Here is an 11,659-nt window from a genome sequence, read left to right on the forward strand (position 1 = left end):
CGGCTTTTCCATTCAATATCACAGATTTTACTCCGTGGTGATCTTATATGCCGCCCCGTTGGCATCGACCCAGGGCGCCGCGTCATAAGCGTGCTCCATCGCCGCTTTCACATCGGCCACGAGTTTCTCCCCGTCGAAACCTTTCTCATCCATTTCGGCGATCCAGTCGGCCACGACCTCATCGCCTAGTTCATAAATCTTCGCGGTTTCCGCTTCGCTCAACACGTTCACCGCATTGTCGCTGTCTGCGATGACTTTCACGCCATCCTCGTCACCCATGTCATAGGCCACACCGGACCAGCGCGAGGCCATCAGGCCGGAATTGCGGTCGATCACCTCTTTCAGGTCATCGGGCAGGCTGTCGTATCTCGCCTTGTTCATCGCCCAGAGGAAATAGAGGTTATAGAAGGACCGGTTCCCCGCCACATCGGTTTCCGCGTCGGTCAGTTCGTCGAGCTTCAGCGACGGCGACATGGCGAAGGTGATGATCCCCCCGTCCAACACGCCCTTGGACAGCGCTTCGGGAAAGGCTGGCACCGGCAGGCCCACCGGAGTCGCCCCCATTTTTTCCAGCAGAAGCGTCGAGGTCCGCGTTGGCGCACGCAGTTTCAGCCCCTTAAAATCCTCGACCTTGCGGATCGGTTCACCTTTCTTGTGGACCAGTCCTTCGCCATGGGTGTGGGCGGCCAGAATGTGAATGTCCGCGAAATCGTCGAGCAGATGTTCCTGAGTGAACTCCCATGCGGCCATGGAGGACAGTTCCGCCGATTTCAGCGAAAGGAACGGCAGTTCGATCGCCTCGGTTTCCGGGAAACGGCCCGGTTGATAGCCCGGAATGATCCAGCCCCCGTCGATCGCACCGTCACGGATCAGATCGTACTGATCCGGCGCGTTACCGCCGAGCTGCATCAATGGGTAGATCTCGATCTTGATGCGACCGCCACTGTCCTTCTCGACCTTGCGCGCCCAGGGCTCCATAAAATAGGTCGCGGACCCGGCTTTCGGCGAGACGAAATGCTGGAAACGGAGCGTGACCTCCTGCGCCGCGAGCGACAGGGGGCCGCTGGCCGTGACAAATGCCGCAAGCGCGACGGTTTTCAGAAAGGATGTCATGAACAAGCCTCCTCGCTTGGCGGCCCCATCGGCGACCGCAACCGGATGAATGATGCTGTTAGCTAATCCAGCCGGGATAGGCACACAACATCCGAAGGCGAAGTTTTCTCTGACCCTTTGGTCAGGCTTTTGAAATCATGGCAAAAGCAAAAGGCGGGACATCGCCCGCCTTTGACACGTCACATGGGTTTCAAGACCGTTCAGACCTTGTAGGTCGGATGGAACAGGTTGCCCGGAGAGAGGGTGAAAATCTCGCATCCCGTGGCGGTCACGCCGATGGAATGCTCGTATTGCGCGGAGAGAGATTTGTCCCGCGTCACGGCGGTCCAGTCATCGGACAGCACCTTGGTCTCCGGACGGCCAAGGTTAACCATCGGCTCAATGGTGAAGAACATGCCTTCTTCAAGTACCGGCCCTGTCCCCGGACGCCCGTAGTGCAGCACATTCGGCGGCGCATGGAACACCCGGCCAAGCCCGTGACCGCAGAAATCGCGCACGACCGACATGCGGTTGCTTTCGACATAGGTCTGGATCGCGTGACCGATGTCGCCAAAGGTATTGCCCGGCTTCACCGCTTCAATGCCGATCATCAGGCTGTCATAGGTCACCTGCAACAACCGCTCCGCCTTGCGCGACAGTTTGCCCGCAACATACATGCGCGAGGTGTCGCCGAACCAGCCGTCCTTGATCACCGTCACGTCGATATTGAGGATATCGCCGTCCTTGAGCGTCTTGTGCCCGGGAATACCGTGACAGACGACATGGTTCACGGAAATGCAGGAGGCGTGTTTGTACCCCTTGTAGCCGATGGTGGCCGAGGTCGTGCCAAGTTCCACCACACGGCGTTCGATGAAAGCATCAAGCTCCTCGGTCGAGACACCGGGCACCACGAGCGGCGCCACCTCGTCGAGAATCTGCGCCGCGACCTGCCCGGCCGCGAGCATGCCGGCATAATCGGCGTCCTCGTAGATGCGAATTCCGTCTTTGGTGATGCGGCCGCGATGCGTCTCGTCCAAGGGTCCAACTCCATTGTCTTTCCCGGCCCATATAAGCCTTTCGATAAGAAAGGACCAGTGCCGGAGGGTTAAAGCGCGCGCACAGGGGTTGCGTTGAAAGTCACCGCCTCGGGTGTCGCCCTGACCGGGAAGACCATGATCTCGACACCTGCCGCCTTTGCCTCACGCTCAGCCTCGGCATAGACCGGATCAATATCGGAGGCGGGCGCAAAGCGGGCGCAATCGTCGCGCGAAACGAGATAGAGCATCACGGCGCGGTCGCCCTCGGCCACCCGCGCGGCCAGTTCGCCAAGATGTTTGGCGCCGCGTGCGGTCCTGGCATCCGGGAATTCGGCCAGTCCCGTTTCACGTGACAAGGTGACGGATTTCACCTCCACCCAAATCTTTCGCTCGTCTTGCGTCACCAGAAAATCGGCGCGGGAGTTTTCGCCGTATTTCACTTCGGCACGCATCTCGCCTTCGAGACCGGGCACCTGCCCCGCCTCAAGCGCCTCTTTCACCACACGGTTGGCAATGCCAGTGTCCACGACCACCATCGCCCCGGACAACTCCACCAGACGCAACCCGTATTTGAGCTTTTTCTTCGGATCGTCATTGGGTTCGACCCAGACTTTCGTCCCTTCTTCCGCCAACCCCATCATCGAACCGGGGTTCGGGCAATGGGCTGTCACCTCGCGCCCGTCCATCAGACGAATGTCCGCGAGGAAGCGTTTGTAACGTCGCAAAAGCGTGGCGGGGATCAGGTCTGATTGAAAGCGCATGATCAGAGGCCTATACCGTTTGGGAAACAGTCTCAAGGAGACCGAGATGACCCGCACCGACAATCCCACCGCCGCCATTTTGATCATCGGGGACGAAATCCTCTCCGGTCGCACCCGTGATGCCAATATGTATCACCTCGCGGGCGAATTGACGCGCGTAGGGATCGACCTGAAGGAAGCGCGGGTCGTGCCCGACGACCGCGAGATGATCGTCGCCACGGTGCGGGAGCTGTCGAGCAAGTATACCCACGTCTTCACCTCGGGCGGCATCGGACCGACTCATGACGACATCACCGCCGATTGCATTGCCGAGGCCTTTGGTCTGCATATCGACATCCGGGATGACGCCCGCGCGCTTTTGACCGCGCATTACGAGGGCCGCGGTGTCGAGTTCAACGAAGCACGGATGCGCATGGCCCGCATTCCGGACGGCGCGACACTGATCGAGAACCCTGTGTCCATCGCCCCCGGTTTCTCCGTTGAGAACGTGCATGTCATGGCCGGTGTGCCGAATATTTTCGAGGCCATGGTCGCGGGGCTTTTGCCGCGTCTCACCGGCGGCAAACCGCTTTTGTCGCAAAGCTATCACATCGACCGCCCGGAAAGTGCCGTGGCCGAACCGCTCGGCGCGCTGGCCAGCAAATACCCCGATTTGTCGATGGGCTCCTACCCGTTCACCCGCAACGGCGCCTTCGGTACAAACATCGTGATCCGCGGACAGGACGGGGCGGAGATCGAAGCCGCGCTTCTGGAACTCGCCGCGCTGTTCCCCTCAGACGCCTGATGACCGATCCAGCCGCCCTCTTCGCCGCCTTCGAGGCCACATGGCCCGCTGCGGCGCGTGAGACACTTGGCCCCTTCACCTATCGCGATGGGGCGGGCGGTGGCAGCCGGGTGTCGGCGGCAACGCTGGACGGTGAGTTTAATGCATCGGCGCTCAAAACCATCGAGACCCGTTTTGCAAAGGACGGTCGCGACGCCCTGTTTCAGATTCGCGCCGGCGAGGAAGCATTTGATGCAGAGCTGGCGGCGCGGGGTTATCGGCTGTTCGATCCTGTCGCCTGCCTGATCGCACCGCTTGAGACCTTTCCCGCCGCCTCTTCGGAAAGCGGCTATGCCTGCTGGCCCCCCGTGGCGATCCAGCGTGAGATATGGGCCGAGGGCGGTATCGGTCCCGCCCGCCTCGCGGTCATGGACCGTGTGCCCGGCCCCAAATGCGCCCTGCTCGGACGGTTGGGCGACACGCCTGCGGGCACCGGCTTCATCGCGATTCATGAGGGGATCGCAGCGCTTCATGCGCTTGAAACGTCCGTTCCCCACCGCCGTCAGGGTTTGGCTCGGGCGATGATGGCGCTGGCCGCCGATTGGGCGCGCGCGCAAGGCGCGAACAGCCTCGCCCTGCAAGTCACCCGTGCAAACACGGCGGCATTGGCGCTTTATTCTTCGCTTGGAATGCAGGAGGCGGGACAGTACCACTACCGCACCAAAGCCTTGTCAGAGTTCCAATGATCCGTCCGGTTTCCTTCGCCTTTTCCCTCACTCTCGCCACCGGAGCATGGGCCCTCGACTTGCCCGGCGTTGCGACCCAGACAGGCAGGAGCGAGGAATTGTCCTCCGCACAGCCTTTTCCGCGCGGCGCGTTTCAGGGCGAGGCAACGCCCGACGTCATGGCGGAGGGGGATATCGAACTGGTGGCCTACCGGCTCAACGGCACTTCCCTGACCAGTTACCAGATGATCGACCCGCTGCGCGCGCAACTTGAGCAGGATGGGTTCAATACCCTCTATTCTTGCGCCGACATGGAGTGCGGCGGATTCGATTTCCGCTATCTTCTGGATCTCCTGCCGGAACCTGCGATGCATGTGGACCTCGGCGATTTCCAGTATCTCCTGAGTGAGCACCCCGACGGGCGGGTCGTGTCGGTCCTGAGCAGCAAGGCGCGGGATGCGGGTTATATTCAGATCAGCACAGTAACCCCCTCCGACGAGCCCGAAGTCGAGTTGCGCGCACCGTCCGCACCGGAGGCGGTTGTGTCGCTGTCGGGAAGCGAGGACCTGATCAACCGGCTGGAAACGCGCGGGCGTGTCGTGCTGGAGGACCTGACGTTCGAGACAGGTGCCTCCAATCTCGGCGAGGGGCCATTCGCCTCGCTCCGCCGTGTGGCGGAATATCTCAAGACGCACCCGGAAGTGCGTCTTGCTCTCGTCGGACATACCGACAATGTCGGCGGGCTGGACGGCAACACCGCCCTGTCCCGCAAACGTGCCGAATCGGTGCGACAAAGGCTTATCCAGAATTACGGCATCGCGCCGGGGCAGATCAGCGCAGAGGGCATCGGTTATCTCGCGCCACGCACCTCCAATGCAACCGAAGAAGGGCGGGAAAAAAACAGAAGGGTCGAAGCGGTGATCACCTCGACCCAGTGAGAGCTTTCGCTCCTCTCTTCCACGAGAATCAGTTCACCACTTGTCCGGGCCTTTTTCGGCAAAGGCATGGACGAGGAAGTCGATGAAAGCGCGCACTTTCGGCTGGGTGAAGCGCCCCGGCGGGTAGACGGCATAAATCCCCTGGGTCTCCGGCGGCAGATCGGGAATCGCCTCCTCGATCAGGCCCTTCTCCATCGCATCCGCATAGAGGAAGGACGGCAGGTAGGCGATGCCGAGGCCGGAGATACAGGCGTTCAGAAGCGACTGCCCGTCATTCACAGTCAGCCAGCCCGCCGTGCGAATCTGGCGCTTTTCCCCCGAGGGTGCGGTGAGTTTCCACACGGCTCCGTTCGACTGGTTGGAATAATGCAGGAGCTTGTGTTCGTTCAGGTCGTCTATCTTTTGCGGATGGCCATATTTCTCGAAATAGGCAGGGGCACCGACCATCCGCTTGGTCGTTTCCGTCAGCTTACGGGCACGCAGTGTGCTGTCTTCCAATTCACCGATGCGCACAGCCATGTCGAACCCTTCGGAAATCAATTCGACGTAACGGTTGTTCAGAACCATGTTGACCTGAATGTCCGGAAATTCGGACAGGAAGTTGCCCAGCACAGGGGAAAGGTGATTGACGCCGAAATCGGTGGCGACCGAAATGCGCAGAAGACCTGAAGGGGCCGACTGCATCGAGGTCACGAGAGCATCGGCCTCTCCGGCATCGTTGAGAACCCGGCGCGCACGGTCGTAATAGGCCAGACCGATCTCGGTCGGAGACACACGACGGGTGGTGCGGTTGAGAAGGCGGGCCCCCAACCGCGCTTCAAGCGCAGAGACATGTTTGGAAACGGCGGATTTGGAAATCCCCATCTTCTTGGCTGCATCCGTGAAACCGCCCTGATCCACAACGGTGGCAAAGGCTTCCATTTCAGTCAGTCGGTCCATGTAATCATACCTACAAATTCTCGCCCCACGGAAAGAAGTTATCCTTTCGAAATCGGGCAAGATTGCGGAAGACAGGCGACAATAGCGTGGTCTCTTAGTGATCGTTTTGGGTCCGGAAACGCGGACACAATCAGCAAACAGACCGCTAACTCCGCCGAAAAATGCCTCCGGCGGGCGTATTTTTACTGCCGTGAAAACGGGTTAAAGCGTCCCGACAAAAATCTGAGACACAGTTTTTGGCGAAACGCAGAGCAAGATACGAACGTTGCCCGAAATCCGCCTTTATCTGATGCCTCAGGTTAAAGGCGGGACGCTTTAGAGGCAGGCGGCGAGGCGTGCGCCCTGGTCGATGGCGCGCTTTGCGTCGAGTTCGGCGGCGACGTCCGCCCCACCGATGATGTGACAGGTCCTGCCTTGCGCCTCCAGCGCCTCGGCAAGGCTGCGCTCCGACAACTGACCGGCACAAAGTACAATGGTGTCGACCTCGATCAGCCGCGGTTCACCGTCTTTGGTGACCCAAAGCCCCTCGGATGTGATCTTGTCGTAGGTCACACCGCCCAGCATCTTCACACCTTTCATCTGAAGCGTTGCGCGATGAATCCAGCCAGTGGTCTTGCCAAGCCGCTTGCCGGGTTTCTCTGCCTTGCGCTGCAACAGCGTCACCTCCCGCGCAGGCGCCTCCGGTTTCGGCCCCTCGGGCGACAACCCGCCGCGATCCTGCACCGGATCGGTGATGCCCCATTCGGCCTTCCACTCCGTGAGGTTCAGCGTCGGGCTTTCCGCAGTCGTCAGGTATTCGGCAACATCGAAGCCGATGCCCCCCGCGCCAATAACCACGGCGCGCGGCCCGGCAGTGACGCGACCTTTCAGGATGTCGATATAGCTGACCGTGTTGCCGTGCTCGGTCTGGCCCGGGATTTCCGGATCGCGTGGGATGACACCCGTGGCGATCACCACCTCGTCAAAAAGCGCGAGCATCTCCGACGTGGCCTCAGTGCCGAGCTTCACCTCGATGCCCGAAGTGTTCACCATGGTCTTGAACCAGTCGACAAGGCCAAAGAATTCCTCCTTGCCCGGCACCTGCTTGGCCATGTTGAGCTGACCGCCGATCTCATCGGCTTTGTCGTAAAGCGTGACCTTGTGCCCGCGCTGGCTGGCGATGATGGCCGTCATGACACCCGCAGGCCCCGCTCCGACGACGGCGACGGTTTTCGGGGCCTCCGCAGGATCGTAACGCAACTCGGTCTCATGACAGGCGCGCGGGTTGACGAGGCAGGAGGTGAGCTTGCCCGAAAACGTATGATCGAGACAGGCCTGATTACAGGCGATGCAGGGCGCGATCTGATCCGACTTGCCCTCCGCCGCTTTCACGACGAAATCGGGATCGGCAAGGAAAGGCCGCGCCATGGAGACCATATCGGCACAGCCATCGGCCAGAACATCCTCGGCCACCTGCGGATGGTTGATGCGGTTCGAGGTAATGACGGGAATCGTGACTTCTCCCATCATGCGTTTCGTCACTTCTGCAAAGGCCGCGCGCGGCACAGAAGTGGCAATCGTCGGCACACGGGCCTCATGCCAACCGATACCGGTGTTGAGGATCGTGGCCCCCGCTTTCTCGATCTCTTTGGCGAGTTGCACGACTTCCTCCCAGGTCGAGCCGTTCGGCACCAGGTCGATCATGGAAATCCGGTAGATCACGATGAACTCGGACCCTACGGCGGCACGCACACGCTTCACCACCTCGATGGGAAATCGCATCCGGTTCTCGTAGGAACCGCCCCAGCGATCCTCACGCCTGTTGGTATGGGTGACGAGGAACTGGTTGATCAGGTAGCCCTCGGACCCCATCACCTCGACACCATCGTATCCCGCCTCCTTGGCACGGGCAGCAGCGGTGGCATAGTCGGCGATCTGTTTCTCGATCCCGGCCTCATCGAGTTCCGTGGGCTTGAAAGGCGAGATCGGCGATTTGATCGCGGAAGGTGCGACACAATTCGGCCCGTAGGCATAACGCCCGGCATTGAGTATCTGCATCGCGATCTTGCCACCCTCGGCATGAACGCGATCCGTCACCTTGCGGTGGTTCTCGATGTCCTGATCGGTGAACAGACCCGCCGCACCGGGATAAACCCCGCCTTCGACACTGGGCGCCATGCCGCCGGTGACGATGATCCCCGCTCCGCCACGGGCGCGGGCGGCATAGAATTCGGCCACGGCCCCCCAATCGCCGCGCTCCTCTAACCCCGTGTGCATCGAGCCCATCAGGGTACGGTTGCGCAGGGTGGTAAAGCCGAGATCAAGCGGCGCCAAAAGATGCGGATAGTGGGTCATGTAATGTGCCTCCCTTTGCGCGTCAAAATGCGCAAGGGGCCGGAACATGTCACGCAAGACGCCGCGTCAGATCAGTTCGAGCCGGTCTCTGTACAATGCCGCCGGAAGGCGCGCTTGAGCATGTCGAGCTCCTGCCGCAGCAGGTCCATCTCGGCCCTGATGTCTTCGGCGAGCACATCGCCCGCCATCAGCGTCAGCGAATTGAGCACCTGCCCGGTGGCACGGTCGGAGAAGACAAAGGTCTGCACCCCGTCATTGAGCAGTTCGGAGGGTACGGCAAAGCGGAAAAACCAGACACCTTCGCGTTCCGCATCCTCACTCAGCGTATGCCCCTGCACCGGCTGGTCGAGATAGGTCACCTCGATCTCGGGCAGCGCGCTCACGGTTTCAGGCACATGCAACTCGCCTTCCCAGACCCCCGCCTGAAGCCGCGTCTTGACCAGTATCACCTCTTCCATATCCGTCCTCCGTCAGAGTTCCGCGCGCGGACGGCGCGAACAGGTCAGGTCCCGCAGTACGATCTGATTCATTTCCGGCCCCTCGAAAATCAGGTCGATCCAGAGCTTTTCCACCCGTTTTTCATTGAGCTTCGTATAGGCCAGATCGAATTCGACATAGCCCTCATCGGTGTATAGCGGCAATTCCCGCACCACCTGTTCCATGTTCGGTCCGTGCTTCACATTCAAACGGGCGAAAATTTCGATGCCTTTTTCAAGGTCGATCGAATAATCCATCCGCACGAGATGACGTTTGCTCAGCCCGTGACAGGCCTCTTCCGGCAACTCCACCGACAGTGACAGGAACGAGCCGTCAAACCGGAACACGTCGAGCCTCAGACCGAAAGGGGCAAGGTCCTCCTCAGAGGTGTTACGCACCTGGCGATAGGTCAGTTCGGAGATTTGACAGTCGTGATAAAGCGTTGTCCCGGTGCCGATCGCCGTCTTGGTCGGCACGGCAGAGGCGCCTTTCAGCGGGATCGGTCCGCGCCAAAGCTCCGGTCGGTAAGACCAGTCGGTGTAGAGCGGCAATGGCATCGCGTTCGATCCGATCAGTGGTAGGGCAAGACGCCCGTCCGCCACGAAAAGAAAACGGTCGATTTCCCATCTGAGCCCACGCGCCTGACCGCGCAGACGCCGCAGCGCCGGCAGAGACAGACGTTCGGCCATATTCGCCCGCCGCGCCCAGCGCCGCGTGGCCAGCGCGTTGATCCGATTTTCGATCATATGCTTGAGTCGACGCCGCATTGCGCAACCTTTTCTTTCGCTTCGGAAGCTTACTATGACCGACAATGGTTTCCACTCAACAAACGCGAAAAAATTCCGTCGTTTGGTTCCATTTGGGCAACAGTTTCAGACCTCAAGCCGGATTACGACGTTTGAGTTCCGTGACGAAGCGGTCGAGCAGGGTACGCAGTTGGTTTTCGGACATCGGCGCTTCGGCAAAGGGCGTGGCCGTCGCGGTCACCAGACGTCCGTTCAGCAGGAAAAGCGCACGCCAGTATTCCCGCCCCTGCCCGCGCAGGGTCAACGGCGCACTGTCACGGACATGGAGCAGAACCGACTCCCCCTGCGCCTCGCTTTCAATGAGTTGCACGGTTCTCGCGGAGCCGCTGCGTGACAAGGCCCGGCGTCCGGTCTCGGAGGCGAAATAGGCCTCGAAACTCGGCGGGTCGAATTGCTCCGTATCGGCCATCGGCGCGGAGACAGAAAGAGTCAGAAGCGCCGTCTTGCCCTTGAACGCCGGATTGTTGCGCCCGCTCAGCCCGAAACAATTGCCCAGAAGCGCAAAGCCGCCCTTGTCATTGTCACGCACCGAGGCCGGATCGACGCAATATCCCGAAGGCCCGGCCACACTGACGCCGCTGACCGGGAGTGTCACGGCACGCGCCGGACGATGCGCCGGATCCACCGGCGTGCCCATGTCCATCTCGCAGCCCGCAAGACCAAGTACCAACCCCGCCACCATTGCCATATTCACAAACGTCTTTACCGGGCTCTTCACAGACACCATTCCGCTCTCCTCACGTCTTGCGCCGCCTATAGCCCGCCCATCCGGGGCTTCCAAGTCGGGCGGGTTCACGGATCGGCGAGTTCCCGCGCTTTCACACCGGAGCCACGCGTGTTACCTCTGCCTCGAACACCCTCGTCATGAGAGAGCGCATGCCGCAAAGGACGCATCCCTACGCCCCGATCATCGCCTCCGCGATGCGCCGCCCCGAGCTTTGGCGGGTAGGTGTCACACTTTTGGCCGGCCTCCTGCTCAGCGTGGTGGTCACGCCGCTGTTTTATTTCTTCGTCGGACGCCTTGCACCCAATCTCATGCCCTTCCAAGCTGGTCCTCGCGGTGTCATGGTCGGTGCCACGCCCGGTGGCTTGTTCACCATTCTCGCGGGGTTTGCCCTGCTTCTGATGGGGTCGATCAAACTGGCCGAACGCCTGCATGGGCGCAACCTGCGCGAACTGACCGGACCCGCCCGCACGATGCGCGCGCAGTTCCTTGTAACGCTCAAATGGATCGCGGGTTTCACGGTTCTCAGCATGCTTTTGCCTTGGGACGGTCCCGCCGAGCCGGTCGCCAACATGCCAGGTACGGTATGGTTGTTCTGGCTGCCCTTTGCCATACTCGGCCTGATGGTTCAGGTCACCGCCGAGGAGGTGTTTTTTCGCGGCTACCTGCAAAGCCAGATCGCCGGGGCCACGAACTCCTACCCTCTGGGTGTGGCCGCCTCTTCCGTGCTCTTCGGTCTGGCGCATCTGAGCGGCACGTCCGAGGGCATCGCCGCCGTGTTCCCGGCGCTCTGGGCCATCGGCTTTGGCGTTCTGGCGGGCGATCTGACCATGCGCTCTGGCACGCTCGGCCCGGCCATCGCGCTGCATTTCATGAACAACCTCTCCGCCATGCTGCTTGCCCCGCAACAGGACATGATGTCGGGTTTCGGACTTTTCGTACAGACCGACAGCCTCCAGACGCTCTATTCCGACCCGAAAGCCCTGATCTTCCAGAGCCTCATGTTGTTCGTCAGTTGGCTTGTCGCCCGGCTCGCGATCAGGCGTTGATTGCAATTCACAGC

12 protein-coding genes are annotated in these 11,659 nt (G+C 60.8%); 4 read left to right on the top strand and 8 right to left on the bottom strand.

Translation table 11 applies throughout. From position 1 onward, the window contains the following. Positions 1-27: 27 nt before the first annotated feature. From C8N42_RS05295 to sfsA, 3 genes are all read right to left on the bottom strand, one after another. Positions 28-1,113: a TRAP transporter substrate-binding protein gene (locus C8N42_RS05295; protein WP_107815509.1), complete on the bottom strand. Its 1,086-nt coding sequence runs from the start codon at positions 1,111-1,113 to the stop codon at positions 28-30. A gap of 200 nt (positions 1,114-1,313) precedes the next feature. After that, positions 1,314-2,129: a type I methionyl aminopeptidase gene (map, locus tag C8N42_RS05300; RefSeq protein WP_107815510.1), complete on the bottom strand. Its 816-nt coding sequence runs from the start codon at positions 2,127-2,129 to the stop codon at positions 1,314-1,316. A gap of 68 nt (positions 2,130-2,197) precedes the next feature. Beyond that, the gene (gene sfsA / locus C8N42_RS05305) at positions 2,198-2,890 is read right to left on the bottom strand and encodes a DNA/RNA nuclease SfsA (protein ID WP_107815511.1); all 693 of its coding nucleotides are present in this window, start codon (positions 2,888-2,890) and stop codon (positions 2,198-2,200) included. Positions 2,891-2,936: 46 nt separating this feature from the next. Between sfsA and C8N42_RS05310 the strand changes: the two genes are divergently transcribed. Genes C8N42_RS05310 through C8N42_RS05320 form a run of 3 tightly spaced genes read left to right on the top strand, consistent with a single transcriptional unit; the run spans position 2,937 to position 5,316 of the window. Further along, the gene (locus C8N42_RS05310; RefSeq protein WP_107815512.1) at positions 2,937-3,674 is read left to right on the top strand and encodes a competence/damage-inducible protein A; all 738 of its coding nucleotides are present in this window, start codon (positions 2,937-2,939) and stop codon (positions 3,672-3,674) included. Next, positions 3,674-4,399, top strand: a complete 726-nt coding sequence (locus tag C8N42_RS05315) for a GNAT family N-acetyltransferase (protein ID WP_107815513.1) — start codon at positions 3,674-3,676, stop codon at positions 4,397-4,399. Before C8N42_RS05310 ends, C8N42_RS05315 begins: the two co-directional genes overlap by 1 nt. After that, a complete protein-coding gene (locus C8N42_RS05320) occupies positions 4,396-5,316 on the top strand; it encodes an OmpA family protein (RefSeq protein WP_107815514.1) in 921 nt (306 codons plus the stop codon). Before C8N42_RS05315 ends, C8N42_RS05320 begins: the two co-directional genes overlap by 4 nt. Positions 5,317-5,349: 33 nt before the next feature. Here C8N42_RS05320 and C8N42_RS05325 read toward each other — a convergent pair whose 3' ends face one another. The 5 genes from C8N42_RS05325 to C8N42_RS05345 all read right to left on the bottom strand — a co-directional run bounded on the left by C8N42_RS05325 (position 5,350) and on the right by C8N42_RS05345 (position 10,599). Next, the gene (locus tag C8N42_RS05325; protein WP_107815515.1) at positions 5,350-6,255 is read right to left on the bottom strand and encodes a LysR family transcriptional regulator; all 906 of its coding nucleotides are present in this window, start codon (positions 6,253-6,255) and stop codon (positions 5,350-5,352) included. A gap of 315 nt (positions 6,256-6,570) precedes the next feature. After that, a complete protein-coding gene (locus C8N42_RS05330; RefSeq protein WP_107815516.1) occupies positions 6,571-8,589 on the bottom strand; it encodes an oxidoreductase in 2,019 nt (672 codons plus the stop codon). 71 nt (positions 8,590-8,660) lie between these two features. Next, a complete protein-coding gene (locus C8N42_RS05335) occupies positions 8,661-9,047 on the bottom strand; it encodes a hypothetical protein (protein ID WP_107815517.1) in 387 nt (128 codons plus the stop codon). 12 nt (positions 9,048-9,059) lie between these two features. After that, positions 9,060-9,833, bottom strand: coding sequence for a DUF6478 family protein (locus tag C8N42_RS05340; RefSeq protein WP_107815518.1), 774 nt, complete (start codon positions 9,831-9,833; stop codon positions 9,060-9,062). Positions 9,834-9,945: 112 nt separating this feature from the next. Next, positions 9,946-10,599 (bottom strand): hypothetical protein, encoded by a 654-nt coding sequence (locus tag C8N42_RS05345; protein WP_107815519.1) that lies wholly within the window; start codon positions 10,597-10,599, stop codon positions 9,946-9,948. 149 nt (positions 10,600-10,748) lie between these two features. On the opposite strand from C8N42_RS05345, the gene C8N42_RS05350 reads away from it, so the two are divergent. Then, positions 10,749-11,645: a CPBP family intramembrane glutamic endopeptidase gene (locus C8N42_RS05350; protein WP_170109217.1), complete on the top strand. Its 897-nt coding sequence runs from the start codon at positions 10,749-10,751 to the stop codon at positions 11,643-11,645. Positions 11,646-11,659 lie beyond the last annotated feature (14 nt).

It is taken from the genome of Celeribacter persicus (assembly GCF_003050785.1).
Lineage (GTDB): Bacteria > Pseudomonadota > Alphaproteobacteria > Rhodobacterales > Rhodobacteraceae > Celeribacter > Celeribacter persicus.